This window comes from Pseudomonas sp. stari2 (assembly GCF_040760005.1).
In the GTDB taxonomy this organism is placed as follows: Bacteria; Pseudomonadota; Gammaproteobacteria; order Pseudomonadales; family Pseudomonadaceae; genus Aquipseudomonas.
Genome location: NZ_CP099760.1, coordinates 2,587,950 through 2,613,178, shown reverse-complemented (window position 1 = coordinate 2,613,178; position 25,229 = coordinate 2,587,950). Strand labels below are relative to the sequence as shown.

The window sequence follows — 25,229 nt, the reverse complement described above, 5'->3', positions numbered from 1 at the left end:
CGTGTGGGCCAAGGATAGCGGATACCGATGGGTTACTGCCCTGCTGCAACACTGGTCGGCGCCTCACCCGGCGTCACGATGCTGTTCAGATCAACGTGTTTCCACTCGGGCTTGGCCCCCAACCGCGCGTTGAAGCGGTAGTTGAAGGTGAAATCATCCGTCGTCGGCACGCTAAGCGGTTTGCCGTAGACCGACTCGATCCCCGCCAGGTCGTAACCCATCAACTGCAGCAGGGTCGGGAAAATGTTGTAGTGACTGGAGCGATCCTTATTGGCCACCAGTTGTGCCGACCAGTCGAGCGTGTGCAATTGATCGCCCTGAATCACCACCAGCGGCACCAATCCCTCTTCTTCCACCGGGTCGCCGCCGCAATGGGTGTTGAGCCCCGGGTTGCCACGCTCGTGCAGGTCCTGGCCGTGATCTGAGGTGTAGATCAGCAGCGCGTTGTTCAGGTTGGCCTGGGCAAACACTCGCGAGAAAAACTCGCCGACATTCCACAGCATGGTGTTTTTGTAGGCGTTGCGGTACAGCACCCAGTCATCGGGCTGGCCGTTGAAACCATCACGTTTGCCAGTGTCGGCGACTTCAGTGAACTGGCCGCGCGGCAAGGTCGGGCGGTAGGCCATGAAAGCATCGGGGTATTTGTCGTGCACCGGGAAATGCGCGCCGACCTTGTTGATCACCACCAGCTCCGGTTTGTCATCGTTGAGCAGTTCGATCAGCTTGGCAGCGGCGGCCATGTCGCGGTCGCGGACGCTGGTCTGGTCGAATTGCACAAACTCGTCGATGTCCTTTTTCTCGGTGTCGGTCATCAGGTTCTGCAGATTGCCGCCGGTGCGCTGGGCGTCGATGTAGACGGTGCGCAGGCCGGCCTTTTTCGCGTACTGCCAGATCGACGGCAACGTAGTGTTGATGCGCATGTAATCGGTACGGGTGCCGCCGTAGCGCAGGGTGACGTTGGTGTCAGCGCTGCAATTGGCGATGGACACCGCATAGCCGTAGTTGAAGATCTCGACACCCGGATGCGCCTGCTTGAGGTTGCTGTGCACGCCGAACGGCGCGTTGATGTCCAGGTAATTGCCGGAAATGCTTTCGTCGATGATCAGCACGATGTCGTGGCTCACTGCCGGGCCGTTGCGCGCCAGGGTCACCGGCTCACGGGGGCCGACGGTGTTGTGCAGCGCCTCGTAGCCAAACAGGTTGAGGTAGGCCAAAGGCGTGTACATGATCGGCAACCCGCGCGCGCCCTCTCCGGCCCGAACGAACAGCACGGCGCTAAGCAGCAATACACCCGCCACTGGCGCCGCGACTCGCAGCGCATTGGGAACCGGAATCGAATGACGCGGCCGCAGGCCGATGCCGATCAACAGTAAAAGTCCGTTGAGTAGCCCGTGGACGATCGCGTCCCGGTACTGGTACGCCGCTTCCTGAATGAAGCCACCCGAATACACCAGAGAGACAAAACTGCTGTACGTCAGGTAATCGGCGGTGACCCGGGTATAAACATCAAAAAACACCGCCGAAACAAACATCGCCAATGCGAACAAGTGCCGAATGAAAGTCTGCCTTATATAGGCCGTTAGTAATAATGAGAAAGTCAGCGCCAAAAACATCGCGCCAAAAAGAAGTACTGCCGGGCCGATACCCATGGCATTTAAACGCTCAAGGTAATAATCGGAATAAAGCAGTAGATAAATAACTAAAAGCAGTTCTTTCAAATATCGAAACATGGCGGTTCCGGGGCACTGCCGACGGGGCATGGTCAATGAATTGTCGGTCAATTTCTGACACTAGCACCGCGCTATCAAAGCGCAAGAATTGTCGGACTTTGGACAAAAGCGTCAAAAAAACATTGACTCATTACTGACACACCCAAGTCTCTACAGCCCTTGAATTTTGTGGCCTACGACCGTTTATCGTTTTCTTTGAATTCTGAAAAACATGTCAAGGACGGGACAAATCCAGATACAGCAAGTACTTGATGGCTATTAGCCCCCAAAAACGGGGGTGTTATACACATGCAACATGTCATTTTGCTGACACGCTTTTCCCACCCTGCGCTATACCCCTTTTGACAGTTCCAATTCGATCTTCCTCCACCGTCTTACGAGGCACGCCAATATGGACGTGAGCGTATTTGGTACGGGCTATGTTGGCCTGATACAAGCTGCGGCACTTGCCGATGTCGGACATCGAGTACTGTGTGTCGATATAGACCCGAACAAGATTAAACAACTGCAACAGGCAGTTCCGCCTATCAGTGAACCGGGTCTGTCGGCAACTTTGGAAGACAACATCAAGGCCGGGCGCTTGTTGTTCACCACCCAGGCCAGCGATGCCGTTGAACACGCCGAACTGATCTTCATCGCCGTGGGTACGCCGGCTGACGAGGACGGTTCCGCCGACCTCAGTCATGTGCTCAACGTGGCGCGGCAGATCGCAAGCTTCATGGAGGCCGATCGCACCCTGATCATCAAGTCCACAGTGCCGGTCGGCACGGCGGATCAGGTACTCGACACCGCCAACAACGAATTGCGCCGGCGCGGCAAAAGCGGCCTCAACGTGCGGATCGTCTCCAACCCGGAATTTCTCAAGGAGGGCAGCGCCCTCGCCGACTGTATGCGCCCCGACCGGATCATCGTCGGCACCCTGGACCCTGAAGCCAGGGAACAGTTGAGCGAACTCTACGCGCCGTTCTGCCGCAACCACGAAAAACTGATGTTCATGGACAACCGCAGCGCCGAGCTGACCAAGTACGCGGCCAACGCGATGCTCGCCACTCGCATCAGCTTCATGAACGAACTGGCCAACCTCACCGAGCTGCTGGGCGCTGACATCGAAGCCGTGCGTAAAGGCATCGGCTCGGACCCGCGCATCGGCTATCACTTCATCTACCCCGGCTGCGGCTTCGGTGGCTCGTGCTTTCCCAAGGATCTGCGCGCCCTGCTGCACACTGCCGAACACAACGGCATGCCGCTGAAATTGCTGCGCAGTGTCACCGACGTCAACGATACGCAGCGGCACATCCTGTTCAGCAAACTCAAGGCGCAGTTCCCGCAGGGCCTGGCCGGCAAATCCATCGCCGTCTGGGGCCTGGCGTTCAAGCCGAACACCGATGACATGCGCGAAGCCCCCAGCCGTTATCTGATGGATGCCCTGTGGGCCGAAGGCGCCAGCGTGCAGGCCTACGATCCGGAAGCCATGTCCGAATGCCGGCGCATTTATGGTTACCGTGATGACCTGCACCTGTGCGCCACTCGCGACGACACTCTGGAAGACGCCGACGCACTGGTGATCTGCACGGAGTGGAAGAACTTTCGCGTGGTGGACTTCGAACTGCTGGCCGACAAGCTGCGCTCGAAGGTGATCATCGACGGACGCAATCTCTACAACCCGGAACAAGTGGCTGCCGCCGGCCTGCACTACAGCGGCATCGGTCTGCGGCATATCGCGCCTGACGGGTTGCGGTCATGAAAATCCTCGTCACCGGTGCGGCCGGGTTCATTGGCGCTCATTGCGTGTTGCGGTTGATGCGCGACGGGCATCAGGTCGTCGGCCTGGACAATTTCAACACCTATTACGACCCACAGCTCAAGCATGATCGTGTGCGCTGGGTGCGTGGCCAGGTCGGTGACTTCCAGATTGCCAGAGTCGACCTGGCCGACGCCGCCGCTGTCGATGCGCTGTTTGTCCGCGAGTGCCCGCAAGTGGTGATCCACCTGGCGGCGCAGGCCGGGGTGCGTTATTCGCTGGAAAATCCACAGGCCTATCTGAACAGCAATCTCAGTGGTTTCCTGAACATTCTGGAAAGCTGCCGGCATCATCCGGTCGAGCATTTGATCTATGCCTCGTCGAGTTCAGTGTACGGCGCCAATCAGCACACGCCGTACACGGTGCATGACGACGTCAATCACCCGTTGTCACTGTACGCCGCGACCAAAAAAGCCAATGAGCTGATGGCTCACAGCTACAGCTACCTGTTCGGCATTCCCTGCACCGGGCTGCGCTTTTTCACGGTGTACGGGCCCTGGGGCCGGCCGGACATGTCGCCGATCCAGTTCGCCCGGGCCATCACCGAAGGCCTGCCGTTGAAGCTTTTCAACTATGGCCTGCACCAGCGTGATTTCACCTATATCGACGACATCGTCGAGAGCATTGCCCGCCTCACGGTCCATCCGCCGCATACCCATCCGGAATGGGACCGCGAGCACCCCGACGCGGGCAGCAGCATGGCGCCGTGGTGCCTGTTCAACATCGGCGGCCACCATCCGGTGGAGCTGAAAACCTACCTGGCCCTGATGGAAAAACACCTCGGCCAGAAAGCCATTGTCGAGCTGCTGCCCCTGCAACCGGGCGACGTGCTCAACACCTGTGCCGACACCGACGATCTGGCCCAGGCCACCGGGTTCCAGCCCCGGATAGAGCTGGATGAAGGACTGGGGCGTTTCATCGCCTGGTATCGCGACTACTACCCCACTGCCTATCGCCCACGCGCCGCTCGCGGCTGACCATCAGCGGAGGACTCCATGACTGGACATGAGAAAGGTGTACCGATCCAACATCTGGTTCGTGACAAACGCATGGATCCGGAACATCGAATGCGCCTCGATGCGGCGATTCACCGCCAGGGCCAGGGCTGGGTGACCGGTCGCGAGGGCGGCCGTCCGTGGCAATTGTCCCGCACCAACCGGGTGCTGGCCTGCTTCGGCGCGTTGGTCATCCTGGTGATGATTTCGCCGCTGCTGATCGGTTTGGCGCTCGCCATCAAGTTCACCAGCAAAGGCCCGGTGATGTTCGTGCAGAAACGCACCGGCTACCGCGGACGCAAGTTCGGCATGTACAAATTTCGCACCATGGTCGCCAACGCCGAAGAACTGAAAGAGTCGCTACGCCACCTCAACAAACACGGTGCCGACGCGATCGACTTCAAGATCGATCAGGACCCGCGCATCACCCGGATCGGCGGTTTCCTGCGGCGCACCAGCCTCGACGAACTGCCCAACCTGATCAATGTGGTGACCGGCGACATGCGCCTGGTCGGCCCTCGTCCGACCTCGTTCAACGCCTACCGCTACAAGGACAAACACCTCGCCCGTCTGGCGATCTACCCCGGCATGACCGGCCTGTGGCAGATCTCCGGGCGCAGCAATATCGACTTCGACCAGCGCGTTGAGTTGGACCTCAGCTACATCGCCGAGCAGAGCCTGTTGCTTGATTTGAAGATCCTGTTGAAAACCCCTTTCAAAGTATTCAGCGGCCACGGAGCAAGCTAATGGACGGTTCAACCAACAAAAACCTGAGCATTGCCAGCCCCAGCGAGTCGAACCTGACGTCGACCGTGCTGGACCTGGATCTGCGGATCCTGTTCCTGACCGCCGCCAACCCCGGCGCCGGCACCACCACCAGCGCCCTGGCCATGGCCAGCCAACTGGCACAGATGAGCAGCGGACTGGTGCTGTACGTCGATGCCAGTCAGTCGGCGAACAACCTCACCCAGCAACTGAACCTGGGCAAGGAGCGCGGCCTGCGCGACCTGCTGTTCAACCCCGACAACCCGCCGCTGTTGCAGGACTGCGTGGTGCAGGTGTCGAGCCTGCCGTTTCACGTGCTGCCCAACGGCCGGCCGATCCGCACCATGGAGCACCTGACCGCCGAGCGTCTGAGCCCGTTGCTCGATCAGTTGGGCAGCCAGTACCGCTTCGTGGTCATCGATGGCGATGCGGTGTATTCGGCGGCCGACACGCTGGTCATCAGCACTCAGGTCGACGGCGTGGTGTTCGTGGTACGTGCCGAGGATACCCGCTGGGAGGTCGCCCAGGCGGCCGTGCAGCGGCTGACCCAGGCCGGGGCGAAAGTGGTCGGCAGCGTGTTCAACCGGCGCAAGTACTACATGCCCAAATGGCTGTACAAAAACCTGTAAGCAAACGCGAGGGATGACGCCATGAACGCCAAGATACTGGTTCTGCTGATGCTGCCGCTTGCAGGTTGCTCCAGCAACTCCGAAACCCAGACCATGCCGGTGAATATCCTCACCGCCACCCCGGCCAACGCCCAGGCCACCGACATGCCGAAGGTCGAGCAGACCCTGCGCCCGCAGGATGTGCTGGACGTGATCTTCCACATCAGCACCAGCGGCTCGGACGCTTACCGCGTGCAGTCGGGTGACCAGATCGGCCTGAACTTCACCGCTGCCAGCCAGCTCAACGGCAATCAACTGGTGCTGCCGGACGGCACCATCAATCTGCCGGGGGCCAACACTTCGGTGAAAATCGCCGGGCTGACCAGCGATGAGGCCCGGGATGAAATCCAGCGTGCCTATCAGCGCAAACAGTTGTTCCAGCCCAATCGCAACCAGCTGACTGTGCAGATCATCAGTCCGCTGACCAACGAGCAGAACCTGAAAAGCGCCCTCAACCACCCGGCCACCGGCATGAGCCGCGAGATCACCGTGGGCACTGACGGCTACGCGAGCTTCCCGGAAATCGGTGCCGTGCCGCTGCAAGGCATGACCGTCAATCAACTGGAAACCTTCCTCAACAAACGCTATGCGCAACTGCCGGGAAGGATGACCGTGGACGTGTTGCTCAAGTCCACCGCCGGTAACGAGATCTATGTGCTGGGTGAAGTCGGTCAGCCAGGTTCCTATCCGATTCGCCGGCCGGTTTCTGTGCTCGAAGCACTGACGCTGGCCCGAGGTACCAACGTCAAGGCGCGTCTGGACTCGGTGATGATCATGCGGCGCAACGGCAATCAGGTGCAGGCCGTGCGCTACGACGTCGAGAAAGCGCTGGCCGGCGACGCCTCGCAAATCGCCTACCTGCAACCTGACGACATGCTCTATGTGCCGAAGACCAAACTGGCGAGTGCCGGTGATCTGGCACGGCAGCTGGCCGACGTGGTGCTGTTCCAGGGCGTGGGGTTCAGCTTCGGCTACCGCGTCGACAACAAGGGCAGCAACAACAACTGACTCTCGGGTGACCTGACATGAATCCAAAGGAAAACTACCTGCATGAGTTCTTCAGGATCTTCTTCGCCAACAAACGGCTGGTGAAGCGTGTCTTCCTGATCTTTGCAGTGATCGCGCTGGTGCTGCCGATGGTGCTCAAACAGAGCTTCGATATCACCGCCCAGGTGATCGTGCAGTCGAAAAAACTCTCCCAGGGCGACGCCACCACGTCGCTGACCGTGGACAACGCCACGTTCATCCCGCCGTCACTGGCGGACATGGAAACCGAGAGCAACATCCTGCGTTCGCCGGCGCTGATCCGTCAGACCATCAGCGAACTGCGGGACAAGGGTGAATACACCCCGCCCCCCGGGATGTTTGCCCGGCTGATCGGCGATCCGTTCCGGCGCTACATCACCTCGCCGCTGCGTCAGTACCTGATCAACCCGCTGCGCAACCTGCTGGGGCTGGAGACCGATCCGGTGCGTGACACCGTGCTCGACGGGCTGACGCAACAGGCCATCGACAGCCTGAAGATCGAGACCCTGCCCGGCTCCAACGTGATCTCGATCGTCTACAGCTTCCCGGATCCGCACCAAGGCACGACCTTCGTCGCCGCCCTGCTGCAGAACTATCTGGTCAGCCGTCAGGCGCTGCAATCGATCGACCTGCCGCAGTCCTTCTACGAGACCAAAAAGCATCTTTATCAAGTGCGCCTCGACGGTCTGGAAGCCAATCGCCAGGCCTTGCTGGAACGTGTCGGCGCGGCGGATCCGAAGGAAGAAATCACCTTCCGCCTGAACGCGATCAACACCGAAGAACAGGCGCTGAACCTGTATCAGGATCGCCTGCTGCAAAGCCAGCGCTGGCTGGAATACCTGAAAACCAGCCTGGCCGCCGCCAGCAACAACAAGCTCAATGACTACACCTTCCCCTACACCTTCACCACCACCGTCGACAACGTGGCATTCGAGGATCGGGAGATCAAACAGCTGGGCGAGCAACTGACCACTCAGGTCAGCCGCTACATGAATGATCTGGCGGTCTTCCAGCCCGGCAGCGAGCCAATGCTGCTGACCCGCGAACAGATCGCCCGCACCCGTCAACAGTTCCTCAAAGTGGTGAGCAACCGCATCCAGGAACGTACCAACGACCTGGCCGTGGTTCAGCAGGTGATCGATCAGAAAACCGCGCGCATCGCCGAATTCAAGGCGCGCATCCATGACCTGCAGCAGACCCAAAGCAAACTGCGGCAGATGGACACCGAAATCGACGCCCTGCACGCCGCGTTCTCAACCTACGCCCAACGCTTCGCCGAAAGCAGCACCACCCGGGCGCTGAACGACGACCTGTCCAACGCCCGCGTCCTGAGCCCGCCGTTCGAGCCGACCGAAGCGGCGTTCCCCAAACCGCTGCTGATCATCCCGTTTGGCCTGTTCACCGGTCTGCTGCTGGCGATTGCCCTGGTCTATGTGCGCGAGTTCTTCGATCACCGCTTCAAACATCCGGCACAAATCAGCCACGAGCTGGGCCTGCCGGTGCTGCTGGTGATCAACGACCAGAGCACTCAACCGGGTAACCCACACAAGAACTGGACCGTGCCAAGCTTCGTGCACTGGGTGCGCAATTGAGCACCCCGTCCTCCCCGAACGCCGCCCTGCCGATCATTCATTTGCTCAGCAGTGGTGGCTTCTATGGGGCCGAGCGGATGTTGCTGGATCATTGTCTGGCGACACCGGGGCAGCATCAGGTGCTGTTTCTCGATGCGCCGCCGGCACTGATCGAGCGCTTTCGCGCGGCGGGTGTCGATGCCCAAGGTTGTGCCGGGCTCGGCGCATTGCTCGGGCATCTGCGTCAGCGCCGGGCGGAACGTCCGTTGATCAACACCCACAATTTCAAAGGCTTGCTGTTCGGCTGGGTCGGCGCCACGTTGTTGCGCCTGCCGCTGGTGATTACCCAGCACGGCTTCACCCCGCGCAGCCGCAAGCAGAAGTTCTACACCTGGCTGAGCCTGCAACTGTGCCGCACCGCGTCGGTGGACCGGGTGGTCTGTGTGGCCGAAAGCATTGCGGTACTGCACCGCCAGGCCAGCGTCCGTGCGGAAAAGCTGCAGGTGATCCCCAACGGTCTGCCGGCGGCAGTCGCTGAACGGATGCCGGAGGTCGATCATCAGCGCTGGCTCGCCGGGTACGTCGGACGATTGAGCAGCGAAAAAGGTCCGGATCTGTTTCTCGATGCGTTGATCCCGCTGTGTCATCAGCATCCGCAACTCGACGCGGTGATGCTCGGTGACGGCCCGGAGCGTGAGGCACTTGAGGCGCGAATCGACGCCGCCGGGCTGCAAAAGCGCATTCGTCTGCCGGGTTATCAGACCGACATGCGTCACTGGTGGCAGCAACTCGACGCGCTGGTGATCAGCTCGCGCACCGAGGGCACGCCGATGATTCTGCTGGAGGCCATGCAGATCGGGGTGCCAGTGGTGGCGTTCGCGGTCGGCGGGATTCCCGATGTGCTGGAACACCGGCACAACGGCCTGCTCGCCGCGCCGGCCGACAGCAGCGCCCTCGCCCGCCAGCTCGACACGCTGCTGAGCCAACCCGCTCTGGCGCGCAAGCTGCGCGACAACGCAAAACGCACGCAACAGGACCGCTACGACCTCAAGGCCCTGGCCGAACGCTGGTCGCAGTTGTACATCCGCACGGCACGGGAGGCACGCGCATGATTTTCCCGCTCTCGATCGTCAGCTTGCTGGGTCTGGTCTGCATCGCCTTGCTGGCCAGTCCCTGGCCCTATCTTGCGCCGGGAGCGGTGCTTGGTCTGGTGGGGTTCGCCCTGCTCTACCGTAAGCCGACCTGGGGCCTGCTCGGCATCGCCGCGCTGGTGCCGTTCGAGGGTTTCTTCAAGGACAGCTCGCTGTCGGGCAGCAAGCTGATCGGCGCGTCGCTGGCAGTGATCCTAATGCTGCAACTGGCGATGCACCAGATTCCGGCGGAGCGCCTGCGCAGCAACATCTGGCGTTACCTGATCTGGTTCATGGTTCTGTACTTCCTGAGTCTGCTCAACACCGATGACATGGGCATGTCCCTGGGTCATCTGCGTGAACTCAGCGTCGGTCTGATCCTGTTCGTCATCACCTTGCTGATCGGTCGCGAGTTGAACCTCGACCTGTTCGCCCGTCTGGTGACACTGGCCGTCAGCGCCACCTGTGCAATGGCGATGTTTTCGACCAAATTCCAGGATCAGGGCCGCGCCGCCGGTCTGCTCGAAGACCCGAACGCCTTTGCCATGCTGATCGCCTTTGCCGTGCCGCTGGGCCTGCTGCTGATCATTCGCAGCCCGAACCTGTTGCACCGTTTGTTCTGGGGCGGTTGCTGCCTGCTGCTGCTCGGCGGCATGACCAAGACCGAATCGCGCTCCGGGTTGGTGGTGCTGGCGTTGAGTCTGGTGATCGGTTGCTGGCATTACCGCGCGCAACTGACACGCATCCGCCCACGGCATCTGGGCTTCGCCATGCTCGGCGCGGCGATTGTGATTCCACTGGCGATCTATGCGATGCCTGCCGGCTATCTGGCGCGTATCCAGTCGCTGAGCGTGCTCAGTGCCGGCGCCCGGGGCCACGATGACGAATCCCTGGGCCGCCGCGCTTCGTACATCGTGGTCGGCAGCCAGATGATCCGCGAGAACCCGTTGCTCGGCTCCGGCCCCGGCACCTTTCCCCTGCATTACGCCACCACCGGTTACGCCAAGGCGTTTTCCGCCAACCGCAAGATCGGTGACCTGTACCGTCGGGCCCACAACACCTACCTGGAAATCTTCAGCGAACTGGGGATTCCCGCTGGCCTCCTGTTCGTCGGCATGCTCGCGCTGGGTCTGTACAACCTGATCCGCGCACGCCGCGCCTGGATGCGGCGCCGCGACTGGGAGCAGGCCGACATGATGACCCACCTGGGGGTGGGTATCCTGTCGCTGACCCTGTTCCTGATGTTCCTCAGTGCACCGAACCAGAAGTACGTGTGGATCATGCTCGCGCTCACCAGCGTCCTGCGCCTGAAGGCCGAGCAAGCACCGTTGGTGGAGACCGGGGCATGAGCCGGATCAGTGTCGTCATCCCGATGTACAACGAGGGCCGCCACATCGGCCGCACCCTGCTGGCGGCGCAAAAAGCCGCCCATGCGGCCAATGTCGAGTGCGAACTGATCGTGGTCGATAACGGCTCCAGCGATGACGGCCCGCAGATCGCCCGCCAGTTCGGCGCGCAAGTGCTGGTGGTGCCGGGCGTATTGATCGGCGCCCTGCGCAATCGCGGCACCGCCGTCGCCACCGGTGACTGGCTGGCGTTCATCGATGCCGACATCGAGATGCCCGAAGACTGGCTGACCGGGTTGTTCGCCCTCGAAGCCGAAGGCCACGCCGACGTGTTCGGGCTGGACCTGCACACCCCCGCCTCTGCACCGTGGTACGCCGTGGCCTGGCAACGCCGCACCCTGCGCCCGACCAGCCATACCGCCCATGCCGTGGACTGGTTGCCCAGCTCCAACCTGCTGATGCATCGGCGCTGGTTCGACAAGGTCGGCGGGTTCAACGAATCCCTGCGCACCGGCGAAGACAAGGAGTTCACCCTGCGCCAGAGCAAACAGGGCGCGCGGCTGCTGTCGGTCAACGAGTCCGTGGCCCTGCACTGGGGCTACGAAATGAACTGGCGCGAATGGATGGGCAAGGAAATGTGGCGTCAGGGCAGTCATCTGCAACTGCTGCGCACTCACGGTTTGAGTTTGCGCCTGCTGCGCTTTCCGCTTTTGTCGCTGGCGGCGTGGCTGCTGGACCTGCTGGCGATTTCCGCGCTGCTCAATGGTTTCCCCCACCACGCCGCCGTCATGGTGACCATCACCACGATCCCGGCGCTGGTGCTCAGCATCCGTCAGAGTCACCGCCAGCACGATATCGGCCTGACCCTGCAACTGTGGGGGCTGCATTGGGTACGCCTGCACCTGGCCGGCGCGGCGTTCATTCTCAGTCTGTGTCATTGGAACGCCAGGAGGCCTGCCCGTGGCTGAGTTCATTTTCTGGATGTGCCTGTTGCTGCCGGTGTACGCCTACGTCGGCTACCCCCTGCTACTGACGCTGCTGGCGCCGCTGTTCCCGGCGTGGCGTCACAGCCCGGCGCCGCCGCTGAATATCAGCATCGTGATTGCTGCGCACAACGAGGCGCGGCATATCGAACACAAGCTGCGTTCGCTGCTGTCCCAGGATTATCAGCCGGCCACCCTGCAAATCATTCTGGCCAGCGACGGTTCCAGCGACGACACGGTGGCTTGCGCGCAAAAGGTCGTAGACCCACGGATCACCGTGCTCGACCTGCCGCGTCAGGGCAAGGCCGCGACACTCAATGCCGGTGTGGCCCTGGCCACGGGCGACATTCTGGTGTTCACCGATGCCGACAACCAATGGTCGCGGGAAACCCTCGGCTACCTGCTCGCGCCGCTCAGCGATCCGCAGGTCGGCGCCTGCGCCGGGCACATGGTGATTCCGGTCACCGGTGGTGGTTTGAGTGTCGGCGACAGCCTGTACCGGCATTACGAAGGCTGGCTGCGCCGGGTCGAGAACCGCACCGGTTGCATGGTCTCCGCCGACGGCGCGTTGCTCGCCCTGCGCCGGGAACTGTTCGAGGACGTGCCGGCCGAGGTCAACGATGACTTCTTCATCAGCACCTGCGCGCCGGTGAAATACAAACGCATCGTCTACGTACCCGAAGCACAAGTGATCGACCACGGCGTCGATGAAGCGGACAAACAATTCCGCCGGCGCCAGCGGGTCACCGTTGGCGGCCTGCAAAGCCTGGCCCAGCGCAGCGAACTGCTCAATCCGCTCAAGCACGGGCTGTATTCGATTGCGCTGATCAGCCACAAGCTGATTCGGCGGTTGGCGCCGATTCTTTTGCTGCCTCTGTTGCTGAGCAATTTCTGGCTGTGGGACGACCATGGTTTCTATCGCCTGAGTCTGATCGCGCAACTGATCGGCTACGCCATTGCGATTGCCGGTCTGCTGGATTCGCAACACCGCTTACCCAAACCGTTCCGCCTTGCGGCATTCCTGCTGGTGACGTTGGCGGGCATGAGCATCGGCCTGTGGCAGTTCTTGCGCGGCCAGCGTTACGCCCAGTGGAACCCTGACCAAAACCGTTGAGAGGGCTCAAGCCATGGCGATCAAACAACTGATAAAACGCACCAGTGGCTGGCTCTATCTCAACTCGCCCGTGGGGCGAAACCAATTGCACGGCGCAGGCGTGATCCTGATGTTGCACCGGGTGCTGTCCAACGACCGCGCCGCCGACCTGCCGCATCGCAACGAACTGTGCGTCGGCCCGAAAGCCTTCGAGCATCTGCTGGTGTGGCTGCGCAGGCACTTCGATTGTGTGCCGCTGATGGAAATACTCCAGCCCAACGCCCTGCGCCGCGAGCGCCCGCAAGTGGCGCTGACCTTCGATGATGGCTGGCGCGACAACGCCGCCAACGCCTTCCCGCTGCTGCAAAAACATCAGGTGCCGGCGAGCATTTTCCTCTCCACGGATTTCATCGGCAGCCGCCAGCGCTTCTGGTGGGAAAGCATCGGTGAAACCCTGTGGGGCAGCCACGGCGAAAAACCGCGCATGCACCTGATCGACTGCCTGCAGGCGCTCCACCACCCATTGCCGGTGCTGATGGACGACATCGACGTGGATCGTCGCAGCCTGACGTTGCTGCACTATCTGCAAGGCTTGAAGAGCAGCGACCCTTCGATCCTCGAACGCCTGACCAACGAATGCCCGCCAGAGTCACTGCCCCAGGCGCTGGACTGGCATCAAGTACGGGCGATGGAAGCTTCGGGGCTGGTGCGTTTCGGTCCTCACGGTGCGAGTCACGCGATCCTGACCCAACTCGACGACGTACGCCTGAGCGAAGAAATCAGCCGCAGCCGCGACGCCCTGAACAACGGTTGCAACCGGCCATTGCCGGTGTACTGCTACCCCAACGGCGACAACGACGCACGGGTGCGCGAGCAGATTGCCAGCCACGATTATCCGTTCGCCCTCGGCACCGGCACCGGGATCTATCGCGGCGCGGGGGATCCGCTGAACCTGCCGCGTTTCGGCGTCAGCCAGCGTACCGCGCGTAACCCGGAACTACTGTCGTGGCGGATCTTTCGCGGGGCGCGACCATGAGTCGAAGCAGTTACCTCAAGCACTTGGCGCTGAGCATGGGCACCAAACTGGCGATGATTGCCCTGCGCCTGCTGAGGAACGTATTACTGGCGCGAATCCTCGGCCCCAGTGAACGCGGGCTGTTCGCCCTACTCAGCACCCTGCCCGACCTGATCAGCGCGGCCACCAGCGGAGGCTTGAATTCCGCTGTCGGTTACCAGGCCGCCAAGCAGCGGCCGATGGGCTTGCTGCTGGCTCAGGTGCTGGTCTTCGGCTGCTTGCTGGCGGGGTTGTTGACGTTGCTGGTGGTGGCGCTGGTGCGTGAGTTCGGCAGTGAACTGGACGTCACCGTACAACTCGGTCTTCTGGCCTGGCTGTTGCTGCTGGCGGTGCCGTTGACTGTGCTTAAGAGCGGCTTGCTGACGTTGCACAATGCGTCCGGCGGCGTGGTCGCGTTCAACGCCTTGCGTCTGGTGGAGTCCCTGGCGCCGCTGTTGTTGTTTCTCGCGCTGTTCTGGATGTGGAAGGAAGCGGCCCTGGAAGCGGCGTTGATCAGCTGGCTGGCGGGAATCAGCCTGGTGGTGCTGGCCGGTTGGGTCTGGCTCAAACGTGCGCAGCCATTGCAGCTGCAATGGGACCGCGCCAGCCAGAACGAACTGCTGCGCTACAGCGCCCGCAGCCATCCGGATCTGCTGTTCCAGCAAGTCATCCTGCGCTCCGATTACCTGTTCATCGGCGCCCTGCTCGGCAGTACCGCGCTCGGTCATTACACCATGGCCAGCGCCGCCGCCGAACTGCTGTTGATCGTCCCGGAAGCCGTGACCACACCGCTGATGAAACGCCTGCTGCAACAGGACGAAGGCATGGACAAGGTCACTCCGCTGGCCCTGCGCCTGACCGCCACGGTGATGCTCGGCGCCTGCCTGATCATGGCCGTGATCGGCGAATGGCTGATCGTGACCCTGTTCGGCGTCGCCTATCAACCGGCGTATCCGGCGCTGCTGGCGTTGCTGCCGGGTCTGCTGGGCCTGTGCTATGCGAGCATTCTGCGGCTGGACCTGCTGGGCAAGAATCGCCCCGGCACCGTATCGCTGCTGATGGGCCTCGGTGCCTTGCTCAACCTCGCGCTGAACGTGGTGCTGATCCCGGCTTACGGGATTGTCGGTGCAGCGGCGGCGTCGTCGATTGCCTATCTGGCAGTGACCGTAGCAATGCTGGTGTTGTACTGCCGGCTGAGCAGCGTACCGCTCTGGCAAACCCTGATCATCCTGCCCGCCGACATCGCACCGATGTGGCTGATGTTGCAGCGTCGCTTTTTACAACGGAAATCCGCATGAAAAGCCTGGCCCTGCTGCTCGGTCTCGGCCTGTCGCTGGACACCTTCGCGGCGTCGATGCGCTGGGGTGACATTCGCGACGGTAGCCTGTACCTGCAAGCGGATCGCCCCGACACCGTGACCGTGCGCTGGGCGCCGGCGTGGCAGGCGGACGCCAACGAAGAGCACCTGTACCTGCTCGACGGCCAAGGCAAATTGCAGGGTGAGCGCTTCATCAAGGCCAGCGAAACCCGTGGCAGCCAGAGCTGGCCGTTGGCACCGGGCGCGGCGAGTTATCAGCTGGAAATCCCCGGCTACAGCTTTCGTAATTACCGGGTCGAACACGACGAAAACACCGTCGCATTGTTCGCCCCGGCCAAGGTGCATTTCAGCGCGCAAACCCGTGACGGCGATGAGCTGTTTTTCAAGATTGCGCCGGGTGAACACGCGGTGCTCGCGGGCAAATTCCACGGTGGCGTCAACGCCCTGCAAGCGCAGCGGGTCGGAGATAACCAACAGCTGTCGCTGGCGCTGAAACCTTATCGCGCCTATTGGCAATACGATCAGGTCGCGTTGCCGGTCAGTGACCGCGAACAAGTCTGGCGCCTGCGTCTGCAAGGCAGCGGCAAAGCGGCGTTCTGGCTCGACGGTACGGCCAATCTGTTCGCGCAGAACCCGCAGCAGCTCAAACCGCTGCGCGAAGACGATGGCCAGACCCGCCTGACCCTGCACGACAAAGTCCTCGGCCGCACGCCCGACCTGGGCATCGCCCTGCCCTACGTGATGCCGCCGCCCGCCAGTCATGCGGCGCTCGATGCATTGAAGCCGACGGCCGCCAGCTACTACAGCTTCGTCGATGTGACGGCAAAAAAACCGCAGTTCGAAGATGCGTTTCGCCAGGTCTATCAGGACCGTTTCGGCATTCGTCAGGACATCACTTTGCTTGCCGGCAGCCAGCGTCAAGCCGATTTGCGCGCCGACGTGCAAAGCAACGGCGGCCTCGACGCCTGGCTTGCGAGCACTCGCCTGCTTGGCGGCAAAGGCACGCACTACATCGGCTTTGCCGACGAGCCCAATCTCAATTATTCGAGCTACGAGCAATACCGCTCGATCTTCACCAGCATGGCGCGCCAGGTGCGCAGCGATCCGGCCAACGCCCGGGCCGGTGTGCGCATCGCGATGCCGGCCAGTTCGCGGCTGGTCAACGGCCCGTTCGCCGACAACGCGGCGAGCAAACGCGGCATCGACTGGGCCCGGCGCCTGCTGGGTCAATCCGCCGATCAGGTCGATGCACTGGCCTGGCACGAATGGATGATCCGCGACCTGCTCGCCACTCGCGTCTACCGCGACAGCGTGCGCCGCGCTGCCGATCTGGTGGGCCTCGATGCCAAGGGCCAGCCGCGCAAGGCCTTGCTGCTGGATCAGACCAATCTCTCCAGCGGCTCAAGCCTGAGCCCCTACGATCAGGAAACCCACTTCACCTCATTGTGGTGGGCCTCGGTGGTGATCAACGCCTCCCAGGACGGCTTGCTGACCATGCTCAACTGGTTCCAGGCCGCCGATGAACCGGAATACCCCAAAGGCATGTTGCGCGTCTCGGCGGATGAACAACACTTCGAACTGAAACCGGTGGGCCTGGCCCAGCAGTTCATCCAGCAACACTGGCTGCACAAGGTGTTGTGGCTGGAAAACGATGCCTTCGAAGTCGATGTGCTGGCGATGGCCGGCGACGATCAGCGCGGCTTGCTGGGTGTGAACAAGGGCACGCGGTTGCAGCGTGTCGATCTGGCGGGGGCCAAGTGCCCGTTGAACAACGGCGCCCTGCGCTACTTCGGCGCCGACAACCGCAGCCGCGACGCGCCGTTCCGTTGCCAGGACGGGCGCGTGCGCTTCGAGTTGCCGGGGCAGACCCTGTTTTCCCTGAGCTGGCGCACTTGATGATCCGCCCGTTGATGTCCTGCCGCGCAGGCCACTTGCCGCGCGATGCCACGTCATCAGGAGTACCGACCATGAACGTTGTGAAAAAAATCAGCGAACACATTAAACAAAAAGGCCTGCGTGCCACGCTGGCCAAGGTGTGGAAGCACTACGTCTTTTCCCATCAGGAACTGCTGTGGATGGAGCGCGACCTCGTCAGCCCGGTGCCGCCCCACAGCCTCAAACCGTATCCGCCGCTGCGCGTGGTGAAGATCACCCCCGACAACGCCAGCGCCTTCGCCCGCTACTTTGGTGACCGCGTCGGCACCATGGCGGAGCTGGCCAACGAAGGTCACACCGGGCACATGCACCTTGACGATCACGGCGATGCGGTGGCCTTCATCTGGGGCAGCGCCCGGGACTATTTCGACCGCCACTATTACGGCTGCATGTTCCCGGTGAAACCCGGCGAGTTCTTCGAATTCGGCGGTGAGCTGACCCGTTCCTATTGGGGCACCGAACTGTCGGTGGACCTGCAACTGGAGCTGTGGAAAGCCATGGCTGCCCAGGGCTGCGACAAGGTCGTGGATGTCTGCGAATTCCACAACATCCCGGCGCTCAAGCTGCACCTGCGCATGGGCTACACCGAACAGGGCCGGATCATGAACGTGTACACCCTGTTCGCTCGCTGGCGCTTCTACCGCGAAACCCGCTACAGCGGCTCGCGGCTGGATGCGTTGCGCAAAACTTCCCGTCCCTCTGTCACAGCAACGGCGACCTGAGCCTATGGCGCGATTCGAATGGCGCACCTCGTTGTGCGCCCCTGACTTCCCGGCAGCGGCTTATGAAGCGCTGCGCCTGCGGGTGACGGATCACACGCCGTTCAACAGCCTCGGCTGGTTGATCGCGGCAGAGCAGACACTCGATGCGAACGAGCATCTGCACATTCTGCTGGGCTGGGAAGCGGACGAATTGCGCCTGTGCCTGCCGCTGGTGGCCGGTCGTGAACGCTTTGGCGGGCTACCGTTTGCCGTGGTGCATCACCTCGGCTATCCGCTGGCAGATCGCCTGGCGCTGCTGTCCGTGCTTGATGCCGACAGCCTGCGCCAGGCGCTGTTGCTCATCCGCCAGCGCATCCCTCACGCGTTGCTGCAACTCAACGAACTGTCTGAACCGGTGGGCGAAGAAAGCGCCCTCACCGAATGGATGGCGCACAGCTCGACTGGTGAGCGACGCTTGAGCTGTCGGGTGCCGGTGCACCTGATCAGTGACGCCGATCTTCAGGAAGTCTCCGGTGATCCGCGCTACAAACTGCGCCGTGCGCGCAAACGCATTGCTGCGTGCGGCGCTGTCGTGCGTCGGATCATTCCCGATGCCCTGACCATGGGCCCACTGTTGCAGGCCATCAGTGAAGTTGAAGCGGTGAGCTGGAAAGGCGACGAAGGGGTCGGCATTTTCGCCAACGAACGCAGCCGCCGCTGCATCGAAAGCGCCTTCACCGCCCTCGCCGCCCAAGGTCTGGTGCGCGTGGTCACGCTGGAGCTGGACGGTCGTTGCATCAGCTACCGGCTCGGTTTGCTCGAACAGGGCCGGCTCTACGATTACAACCTCGCCTTTCTGCCGCAATACGCCGATCTGGGCAGCGGTCGGGTGTTGCTGGAGGAATGGATTCGCTGGGGTCTGGACGATCACTGGCGCTGGATAGACGCCTCGCGGGTCAGCCTGGAAAACTCCAGCCATCAATTGCACGAACGCATGACCGGACAACTGGAACACTGGCGCTGGAGTTTCTATTCCTGGCGGCCTAGCGGTGTTTTGCTGGGGCTGGGATTACGCCTCTGGCAGCGGCTAAAACCGAAGCTACAGCAGTGGCGCGCACGGCAGGTAACGACAAAACCGGCGTCCGTCGTAAAACCGGCAACCCACCCCACCACGGAGGGCGAACATGCCTCGCCAAGTCATAGTCAACGCTGACGATTTCGGCCTGAGCCCGAACGAAAACGCAGTGATCTTCAGCGCGTTCCAGGCCGGGGTCATCAGTTCCGCCACGGCCATGGCCAACATGCCAGCCTTCGAAGCGGCCTGCGCGATGGCTCGTCATCACTTACTGGAAGGTCGGGTCGGCCTGCACTTCAACCTGACGTATGGCCGGCCATTGAGTCAGGCGATTCTCGCTTGTCGCACTTTCTGCGACAGCCAAGGCGTATTCGACCTCAGCCTGCCACGGCACAGCCTGTGGCTCGGCCGAACAGATCGCGAGGCGGTGCAGGAGGAATTACAGGTGCAGTGGCAACGTTGCGTGGATCACGGCGTGCGCCCGAGCCATATCGACTCACATCAGCACGTGCACAACATCTGGCCGATCGGCGAGATCGTCGCGCGCTTCGCCGCTCATCAAGGTGTGCCGGTACGACTGGCACGCAACCTGGGACAGAACCTCAGCCTGCCGAAGCGCCTCTTCAAGGGTTTGCTCAACCGTCGTCTGCAAGGGCTGGCCGGTGTGACGGCGGATTACGTCTGCACCCCGGTGGACCTGCGCAACGCGCCTGCACCGACCGACGGTGTGCTGGAAATCGTCGCCCACCCGAATCAGCTCGGCGCTGATTTCGGTGACGCCTATCTACAACCCGGAGAGTCCCTGAGTCGCGTGCTAGAGCGCCGGCTGCCGGGGATTCCACGGGTTTCCTACGCCGATTTGAACAAGGATTTTCTACGCGGTGCCGCGGCACTCGATTGAGTTACACAACTGGCAACACTTTCGGAGATGGCACTTTGAAATGTACTTGCCAGCTTGATCTATACCCACAAAAGCCAACTACAAAACACCCGGGCTTCGGCCACGGAGGGCATCATGAGCGTCATCGAAAAGCTGCGTGAACGCATCAAGCAAAAAGGCCTGGGCCGCACGTTTTCCACCTTGTGGAAACGCTACGTGTTCTTCCATTGGGAACTGCTGTGGATGGAGCGCGACCTGATCAGCCCGGTGCCGCCACACAAGCTGCGCCCTTACGAAGGCCTGCGCAAAGTCGACATCACGCCACAGAATGCCAGCGCGTTCGGCAAGCATTTCGGTGACCGTGTGCAGACCATGGCCGAACTCGCCAGCGAAGGCCACACCGGGCACATGTACCTGGACGCCAACGGCCACGCAGTGGCCTTCATCTGGGGCAGCACCCGGGATTATCACGACCGTCACTACTACGGCTGCAACTTCCCGGTCCAGCCCGGCGAGTTCTTCGAATTCGGCGGCGAAATGACCCGCGCCTACTTCGGCAGCAGCCTGTCGGTGGACGTACAAGTCACCCTCTGGCAAGCCATGGCCGCCCAGGGTTGCCACAAGGTGGTGGACGTCTGCGAAACCCACAACATCCCGGCGCTGAAGCTGCACATTCGCATGGGCTATCACGAACAGGGCCGCGTCACCCACGTCTATGGGTTGTTTGGAAAGTGGCGGTTCTTCCGCGAGACGCGATATGAGGGTTCGAGACTGGAACCGCTGCGCAAACCGGGGCGGCCGGTGGTGACCGCGGCTGCGCAGGCCTGAAATGATGAAGGCGGCCATTCGGCCGCCTTCGTGCGCTCAATTCGGACTTCAGTTTTTCACCCCCACCCACGTAAAACACATCGGCATCTGCGCCTCGCGGTTCAGGTACTGGTCATACGCCTCTTCGCGGTTCGAATGCGGGTATTCCTTGAAGTGCACGATGCCGAGGCCGGCGTCGAGGGCGGCGGTGAAGATGGCGCCGAGGTTGTGCACGAACCAGTACGACGGTGCGACCTGCTGCTCGACCTTGCCGATGTAGACGATCGGTTCCTGCTGCACGAACGGCTCGCGGCGAAAGTACGAGGTCGCGAGGCGAAACGGATCCTCGGCGTCGGGATCGACCATTTCCAGGAACGGGTGGGTTTCGTAGATCACCAATTGCCCGCCCGGCTTGAGGGTCGAGGCGACGTGGCGGAAGAATTCGCCGATGTCGGGCATCCAGTTGAGGGCGCCGATGGTGATCAGCGCCACGTCGAAACGACCGCGCAGTGATTCGGGCAAGTGATGAATATCGGCTTCGATGAATTCGGCCTGGTGTGGCGAACGGCCGTTCAGCACACGGGCCTGTTCAAGAAACTCCGCCGATTGATCGACCCCGACGACACTGCGCGCACCCAGCGCGAACAGCGAGAGGCTCTCGCGGCCGTTGTTACAGCACAGTTGCACGACGTCTTTTCCATCGACGCCAACCTGCTCCAGCAACCCGCGCAGGGTTTCGTCGAGGCAGGAAAAACCGGTCTGGGTGACCTCGCTCAGCAAGGCCTTCCACTCAGCCGATACCTGATGGTGACGGGCCGAATCGTTCCACGCCTGACGATTGCTTTCGATAGCGTCTTTGTTGTTTGGCACTTCCATGGCGCACTCCGGACGATGCTCTTGATTGAGCGGCCCGAGTCTAGTTGAGCCCGATAATCCAGGTTGTTGCGAACTTGTAAGCCAACGGTCGGCTATAGTTAATAACCTTGGGGAATACCGCCTCCACAGGTGCCGCCATGCAAACGTTCAACCGGCTGCTGTTATCCGCCTGTCTGCTCGCCGCCACACAGGCGCAAGCCCTCGACAGCAACTTCAATTACTACGGGGCGGACCAGCCCTTCGCCCACCCCGCTCCGCCGTCGCTGAATGCACAGCCGCCGCGCGCGTTCGATGACACACCGCCGCGGGATTTCATCGTCATCCCGGATCGCCACGTGTTCCATGACTCACAACTGCCGACCGTGGCCGATGCGACGGTGCGGGTGTTTATCCGCACGTACGACGCCGAACGCGGCATCTACGTCAATGACGAGGTGCTGGACCCGACGTGCCTGCTGGAGTGCCTGAGTCCGCCGAATCCCCGGAGTAATGCGGTCTACCACTGACGCTTGTCCGGTCGCGCCAGGCCAAGCTTCTCGATGCGATAGCGCAGCATGTCGCGGCTCAGGCCCAACAAGCGGGCGGACTTGGTGACGTTCCAGTCGGTCTTGTCGAGCATCTTGCGCACCATGTCGCGCTCGACTTCCGGCAGATTCATCGACTCGGTGTTGCTCGCCGGACGCGGCTCGAAGTGCGGCACCTCGTGATGCTGATGCAGCGACGGTTCGTCCACCAGGCTCATGCACACGTTCAACTGGTGCGCGGCGATGGTGTCGCTCGGTGCCAGCAGCACGGTCTGTTCGAGCATGTTGCGCAGTTCGCGCACGTTGCCCGGCCAGGTGTAATTGAGCAGCAACTCTTCGGCCTGCTGGCTGAAATGCAGATTCGGCTTGCCGTAGCGCTTGCCGTGGCTGGCGAGAAAATGCCGGGCCAGCAACAACGCGTCATCGCCCCGGGCATACAGGCGCGGCACCTTGATCGAGATGATCCGCAGGCGGAAGAACAGGTCGCGGCGAAACTTGCCCTGCTGCACCATCTGTTCGAGGTTGCAGTTGGTGGCGCTGATCACCCGCAGGTTGACCTTGCGCTCTTTCACCGAGCCGACCCGGCGAATGGTTCGGTCCTCCAGCAGCTTCAGCAATTTGGCCTGCAGCACCAGATCCATTTCGCCGATTTCATCGAGAAACAGCGTACCGCCGTCCGCCGCTTCCACCAGCCCGACGCGGCGATCCTTGGCATCGGTGAACGCACCTTTCTCGTGGCCGAACAGCTCCGATTCCACCAGGTTGGCAGGAATCGACGCGCAGTTGAATTCAATGAACGGGCCTTTGCTGCGCGCACCGTCGAAATGCAGCGCACGCGCCACCAGTTCCTTGCCGGTGCCGGTCTCGCCTTCCACCAGCACCGGCGGCAGATCGCCGTTGGTCATCCGGCGTTCGGCTTCGAGCAACTGGCCGATGGTGTTCTTCAGATGCAACATCGGCTCTGATTCGCCAATCAGCGCCTGCACCCCGGACTTTTGCGCCTCGCGCTCCTGATAAAACGACAGCGTGCGTTCCATCCGTTCGGTGGCCAGGGCCTTGTCCAGCAGCAGCTTGAGTTCCGGCAACGCGACCGGTTTGGTGACGTAATGAAAGGCGCCCTCCTTCATCGCGACCACCGCATCTTCGACGTTGCCGTAACCGGTCATCATGATCACTTTCAGATCCGGCGCGCTGATGCGCAGCTTCTGGATCAGATCGTGACCGCTCATGCCCGGCAGCGAGTTGTCGGTCAGCACGATGTCCGGCATGAAGCTTTCCAGTTGCCCCAGCGCGTCTTCAGCCGAATGGCAAACCGTCACCTCGAAGTCTTTGCGCTCCAGGTAGGTCTGAATATTGTCGGCCAACAGCTCGTCATCCTCGACCAGCAGAATGCTGTGTTCCATATTCCCCTCCCGATGCCACTTTAAAGTTGAGACTGACGCGGGTTCCTTCCTGCTCGCGACTGGTCAGCACGACCGAGCCCTGAAAACGCTCCATGATTCTTTTGACCAGTGCCAGGCCAACCCCGAGGCCGCCCTGCTTGGTGGTGAAAAATGGTTTGAACACCAGTTGTTGCTGCTGCGCGTTCATGCCTTTGCCGGTGTCCCCCACCGTCATGCAGACCTGGCCGGCGTGGGGTACATCAATCTCGACACTCAGCACGCCGCCCTTGGGCATGGCTTCCAGGGCGTTGGCGAACAGGCTATTGAGAATCTGCGTCAGCAGCACCTTGTGGCTGACCACCGGCGGGCAGTCCTGCAGGTTGAATCGCACCTCGACACCGTTGCGCCGGATCAGCGCCTCGAACGCGCCGAGGGAATCTTCCACGGCGGTGCGCAGCTCGAGCGCCTCGCCGTCGTCACTCATCGGCCGCAGCGAAACCAGCAACTCCCGAACCCAGCGCGACATGCGGTCCACCTGACTGATGATGTCGCCGATGTTGCGCTGGGCGCTCTGGCTGGCCACTTCCTGAGCCAGTTCGGCGCTGGAGCGAATGGTTGCCAGCGGATTGCGCAGGCTGTGGGCCACCGCCGAGGACATCTCCCCCAACGCAACGAAGGTTTCGTTGCTGATCAGTTGCTGTTGCTGGCTGTGCAGCAAGGTCGAGGCACGCCGCACGATCCAGAACAGGCCCAGGTAAATCGCCGCCCCGCCGAGAATCGTCGCCGCCCAGATCGAGGCAAACCCGCGGTCGATGCGATCCACCAGATCCGCCGGTTCCTTGTAGATCTCGACCATGGCGATGACTTTGCTTTTGTCGGCATTGAACATCGGGATGTAGTTCTCGATGAACAGATACTTGGGTTCCCGCGACAGTTTCTGCTCGGGTTTCTCGTCGTCGATCTTGTGATAGCTGGAGGACACCGGGACTTTCATTTCGAACGACTCGTCCAGCTCGTCATCGTCCTCGAACTTGACGCCGATGAGTTCCGGGTTGGTCGACCAGATCACCGACCGATCCAGGGCATAGACCGTCGCCAGCAGCACATCCGGCAAGTGTTCGACGTGATCGAGAAACTCGGCCCGGGCCGCGCCATGGGCCAGCGGATCGACGTCGGGAAAGTTTTCGTCCTGACGCGGGTCGAGCATTTCCCCCATGGTGCGCAGCGGCGTGATGCCGGCATGGCGCATTTCCGCATCGCCGATGGCCTGGACGAATTGCGCCGTCAGCAACGCATCGCGTTCGACGCTTTCGGTGACTACGAAGCGCGTGGAGATATAACCCAGCCCCAGCGCCACCGCGGCAATGATGAAAAAACTCGCCAGCGAGAACCAGCGCAGCAGATTGAACTGCGCGCCCCAACCCTTGATGGCGGCCGCCGCGACGTTTGGCGCCGGTGTTTGTTGTTCTTCCAGTCGTTGCATGGGGGTGCCCTGGCGTTTTTTTGTATCGAACCGGTTACAGCCACCTCTCGAATGAGTGTAGGTGGCTATCACCGCAATACAGGACT

22 protein-coding genes are annotated in these 25,229 nt (G+C 61.7%); 18 read left to right on the top strand and 4 right to left on the bottom strand.

Features of this window, described 5'->3' with window-relative positions:
* Positions 1 to 32: 32 nt before the first annotated feature.
* Entirely contained in the window at positions 33 to 1,730 is a 1,698-nt protein-coding gene (locus tag NH234_RS11940) for a sulfatase-like hydrolase/transferase (RefSeq protein WP_367256636.1), read from the bottom strand.
* A gap of 391 nt (positions 1,731 to 2,121) precedes the next feature.
* On the opposite strand from NH234_RS11940, the gene NH234_RS11935 reads away from it, so the two are divergent.
* The 17 genes from NH234_RS11935 to NH234_RS11855 all read left to right on the top strand — a co-directional run bounded on the left by NH234_RS11935 (position 2,122) and on the right by NH234_RS11855 (position 20,899).
* Complete coding sequence (locus NH234_RS11935) at positions 2,122 to 3,474, top strand: UDP-glucose/GDP-mannose dehydrogenase family protein (protein ID WP_085733199.1); 1,353 nt, start codon at positions 2,122 to 2,124, stop codon at positions 3,472 to 3,474.
* Positions 3,471 to 4,508, top strand: a complete 1,038-nt coding sequence (locus NH234_RS11930) for an NAD-dependent epimerase/dehydratase family protein (protein WP_085733200.1) — start codon at positions 3,471 to 3,473, stop codon at positions 4,506 to 4,508. Before NH234_RS11935 ends, NH234_RS11930 begins: the two co-directional genes overlap by 4 nt.
* 18 nt (positions 4,509 to 4,526) lie before the next feature.
* Positions 4,527 to 5,273, top strand: a complete 747-nt coding sequence (locus NH234_RS11925; protein ID WP_085712111.1) for a sugar transferase — start codon at positions 4,527 to 4,529, stop codon at positions 5,271 to 5,273.
* A complete protein-coding gene (locus NH234_RS11920) occupies positions 5,273 to 5,920 on the top strand; it encodes a CpsD/CapB family tyrosine-protein kinase (RefSeq protein WP_085733201.1) in 648 nt (215 codons plus the stop codon). The genes NH234_RS11925 and NH234_RS11920 overlap by 1 nt, the downstream gene beginning before the upstream one ends.
* A gap of 21 nt (positions 5,921 to 5,941) precedes the next feature.
* The gene (locus tag NH234_RS11915) at positions 5,942 to 6,967 is read left to right on the top strand and encodes a polysaccharide biosynthesis/export family protein (protein ID WP_085733202.1); all 1,026 of its coding nucleotides are present in this window, start codon (positions 5,942 to 5,944) and stop codon (positions 6,965 to 6,967) included.
* A 17-nt stretch (positions 6,968 to 6,984) separates the two neighbouring features.
* Complete coding sequence (locus tag NH234_RS11910) at positions 6,985 to 8,577, top strand: Wzz/FepE/Etk N-terminal domain-containing protein (RefSeq protein WP_085733203.1); 1,593 nt, start codon at positions 6,985 to 6,987, stop codon at positions 8,575 to 8,577.
* Positions 8,574 to 9,668, top strand: coding sequence for a glycosyltransferase family 4 protein (locus NH234_RS11905; protein WP_085733204.1), 1,095 nt, complete (start codon positions 8,574 to 8,576; stop codon positions 9,666 to 9,668). The genes NH234_RS11910 and NH234_RS11905 overlap by 4 nt, the downstream gene beginning before the upstream one ends.
* The gene (locus NH234_RS11900; RefSeq protein ID WP_367256633.1) at positions 9,665 to 11,035 is read left to right on the top strand and encodes an O-antigen ligase family protein; all 1,371 of its coding nucleotides are present in this window, start codon (positions 9,665 to 9,667) and stop codon (positions 11,033 to 11,035) included. The genes NH234_RS11905 and NH234_RS11900 overlap by 4 nt, the downstream gene beginning before the upstream one ends.
* Complete coding sequence (locus NH234_RS11895; protein ID WP_367256631.1) at positions 11,032 to 12,000, top strand: glycosyltransferase; 969 nt, start codon at positions 11,032 to 11,034, stop codon at positions 11,998 to 12,000. The genes NH234_RS11900 and NH234_RS11895 overlap by 4 nt, the downstream gene beginning before the upstream one ends.
* On the top strand, positions 11,993 to 13,129 hold the full coding sequence (locus NH234_RS11890) for a glycosyltransferase (protein WP_367256629.1): 1,137 nt from the start codon (positions 11,993 to 11,995) through the stop codon (positions 13,127 to 13,129). Before NH234_RS11895 ends, NH234_RS11890 begins: the two co-directional genes overlap by 8 nt.
* Positions 13,130 to 13,142: 13 nt before the next feature.
* Positions 13,143 to 14,144, top strand: a complete 1,002-nt coding sequence (locus tag NH234_RS11885) for a polysaccharide deacetylase family protein (RefSeq protein ID WP_367256627.1) — start codon at positions 13,143 to 13,145, stop codon at positions 14,142 to 14,144.
* The gene (locus tag NH234_RS11880; protein ID WP_367256626.1) at positions 14,141 to 15,460 is read left to right on the top strand and encodes a lipopolysaccharide biosynthesis protein; all 1,320 of its coding nucleotides are present in this window, start codon (positions 14,141 to 14,143) and stop codon (positions 15,458 to 15,460) included. Before NH234_RS11885 ends, NH234_RS11880 begins: the two co-directional genes overlap by 4 nt.
* Positions 15,457 to 17,376 carry a hypothetical protein gene (locus tag NH234_RS11875; protein ID WP_367256624.1) on the top strand — a complete coding sequence of 640 codons (1,920 nt, stop codon included), beginning with the start codon at positions 15,457 to 15,459 and terminating at the stop codon, positions 17,374 to 17,376. The genes NH234_RS11880 and NH234_RS11875 overlap by 4 nt, the downstream gene beginning before the upstream one ends.
* 71 nt (positions 17,377 to 17,447) lie before the next feature.
* The gene (locus tag NH234_RS11870) at positions 17,448 to 18,137 is read left to right on the top strand and encodes an N-acetyltransferase (RefSeq protein ID WP_367256622.1); all 690 of its coding nucleotides are present in this window, start codon (positions 17,448 to 17,450) and stop codon (positions 18,135 to 18,137) included.
* 4 nt (positions 18,138 to 18,141) lie between these two features.
* The gene (locus NH234_RS11865) at positions 18,142 to 19,329 is read left to right on the top strand and encodes a GNAT family N-acetyltransferase (protein WP_367256620.1); all 1,188 of its coding nucleotides are present in this window, start codon (positions 18,142 to 18,144) and stop codon (positions 19,327 to 19,329) included.
* A complete protein-coding gene (locus tag NH234_RS11860; protein WP_367256619.1) occupies positions 19,301 to 20,092 on the top strand; it encodes a ChbG/HpnK family deacetylase in 792 nt (263 codons plus the stop codon). The genes NH234_RS11865 and NH234_RS11860 overlap by 29 nt, the downstream gene beginning before the upstream one ends.
* A gap of 114 nt (positions 20,093 to 20,206) precedes the next feature.
* The gene (locus NH234_RS11855; RefSeq protein ID WP_367256617.1) at positions 20,207 to 20,899 is read left to right on the top strand and encodes an N-acetyltransferase family protein; all 693 of its coding nucleotides are present in this window, start codon (positions 20,207 to 20,209) and stop codon (positions 20,897 to 20,899) included.
* A 48-nt stretch (positions 20,900 to 20,947) separates the two neighbouring features.
* On the opposite strand, the gene NH234_RS11850 is transcribed toward NH234_RS11855, so the two are convergent.
* Positions 20,948 to 21,754 carry a class I SAM-dependent methyltransferase gene (locus NH234_RS11850; protein WP_367256615.1) on the bottom strand — a complete coding sequence of 269 codons (807 nt, stop codon included), beginning with the start codon at positions 21,752 to 21,754 and terminating at the stop codon, positions 20,948 to 20,950.
* A gap of 137 nt (positions 21,755 to 21,891) precedes the next feature.
* Here NH234_RS11850 and NH234_RS11845 point away from each other — a divergent pair, with 137 nt between their 5' ends.
* The gene (locus NH234_RS11845; RefSeq protein ID WP_085733214.1) at positions 21,892 to 22,260 is read left to right on the top strand and encodes a hypothetical protein; all 369 of its coding nucleotides are present in this window, start codon (positions 21,892 to 21,894) and stop codon (positions 22,258 to 22,260) included.
* On the opposite strand, the gene NH234_RS11840 is transcribed toward NH234_RS11845, so the two are convergent.
* On the bottom strand, positions 22,251 to 23,681 hold the full coding sequence (locus NH234_RS11840) for a sigma-54-dependent transcriptional regulator (protein ID WP_367256613.1): 1,431 nt from the start codon (positions 23,679 to 23,681) through the stop codon (positions 22,251 to 22,253). The two genes, NH234_RS11845 and NH234_RS11840, sit on opposite strands and share 10 nt — an antisense overlap.
* Entirely contained in the window at positions 23,650 to 25,143 is a 1,494-nt protein-coding gene (locus tag NH234_RS11835; RefSeq protein ID WP_085733216.1) for an ATP-binding protein, read from the bottom strand. The genes NH234_RS11840 and NH234_RS11835 overlap by 32 nt, the downstream gene beginning before the upstream one ends.
* Positions 25,144 to 25,229: the final 86 nt, after the last annotated feature.

Excerpts from the sequence above, each read along its gene's own strand:
- NH234_RS11940 (WP_367256636.1), bottom strand. The coding sequence starts at position 1,730 with ATGTTTCGATATTTGAAAGAACTGCTTTTAGTTATTTATCTACTGCTT.
- NH234_RS11935 (WP_085733199.1), top strand. The coding sequence starts at position 2,122 with ATGGACGTGAGCGTATTTGGTACGGGCTATGTTGGCCTGATACAAGCT.
- NH234_RS11930 (WP_085733200.1), top strand. The coding sequence starts at position 3,471 with ATGAAAATCCTCGTCACCGGTGCGGCCGGGTTCATTGGCGCTCATTGC.
- NH234_RS11925 (WP_085712111.1), top strand. The coding sequence starts at position 4,527 with ATGACTGGACATGAGAAAGGTGTACCGATCCAACATCTGGTTCGTGAC.
- NH234_RS11920 (WP_085733201.1), top strand. The coding sequence starts at position 5,273 with ATGGACGGTTCAACCAACAAAAACCTGAGCATTGCCAGCCCCAGCGAG.
- NH234_RS11915 (WP_085733202.1), top strand. The coding sequence starts at position 5,942 with ATGAACGCCAAGATACTGGTTCTGCTGATGCTGCCGCTTGCAGGTTGC.
- NH234_RS11910 (WP_085733203.1), top strand. The coding sequence starts at position 6,985 with ATGAATCCAAAGGAAAACTACCTGCATGAGTTCTTCAGGATCTTCTTC.
- NH234_RS11900 (WP_367256633.1), top strand. The coding sequence starts at position 9,665 with ATGATTTTCCCGCTCTCGATCGTCAGCTTGCTGGGTCTGGTCTGCATC.
- NH234_RS11895 (WP_367256631.1), top strand. The coding sequence starts at position 11,032 with ATGAGCCGGATCAGTGTCGTCATCCCGATGTACAACGAGGGCCGCCAC.
- NH234_RS11885 (WP_367256627.1), top strand. The coding sequence starts at position 13,143 with ATGGCGATCAAACAACTGATAAAACGCACCAGTGGCTGGCTCTATCTC.
- NH234_RS11880 (WP_367256626.1), top strand. The coding sequence starts at position 14,141 with ATGAGTCGAAGCAGTTACCTCAAGCACTTGGCGCTGAGCATGGGCACC.
- NH234_RS11875 (WP_367256624.1), top strand. The coding sequence starts at position 15,457 with ATGAAAAGCCTGGCCCTGCTGCTCGGTCTCGGCCTGTCGCTGGACACC.
- NH234_RS11870 (WP_367256622.1), top strand. The coding sequence starts at position 17,448 with ATGAACGTTGTGAAAAAAATCAGCGAACACATTAAACAAAAAGGCCTG.
- NH234_RS11865 (WP_367256620.1), top strand. The coding sequence starts at position 18,142 with ATGGCGCGATTCGAATGGCGCACCTCGTTGTGCGCCCCTGACTTCCCG.
- NH234_RS11860 (WP_367256619.1), top strand. The coding sequence starts at position 19,301 with ATGCCTCGCCAAGTCATAGTCAACGCTGACGATTTCGGCCTGAGCCCG.
- NH234_RS11855 (WP_367256617.1), top strand. The coding sequence starts at position 20,207 with ATGAGCGTCATCGAAAAGCTGCGTGAACGCATCAAGCAAAAAGGCCTG.
- NH234_RS11850 (WP_367256615.1), bottom strand. The coding sequence starts at position 21,754 with ATGGAAGTGCCAAACAACAAAGACGCTATCGAAAGCAATCGTCAGGCG.
- NH234_RS11845 (WP_085733214.1), top strand. The coding sequence starts at position 21,892 with ATGCAAACGTTCAACCGGCTGCTGTTATCCGCCTGTCTGCTCGCCGCC.
- NH234_RS11840 (WP_367256613.1), bottom strand. The coding sequence starts at position 23,681 with ATGGAACACAGCATTCTGCTGGTCGAGGATGACGAGCTGTTGGCCGAC.
- NH234_RS11835 (WP_085733216.1), bottom strand. The coding sequence starts at position 25,143 with ATGCAACGACTGGAAGAACAACAAACACCGGCGCCAAACGTCGCGGCG.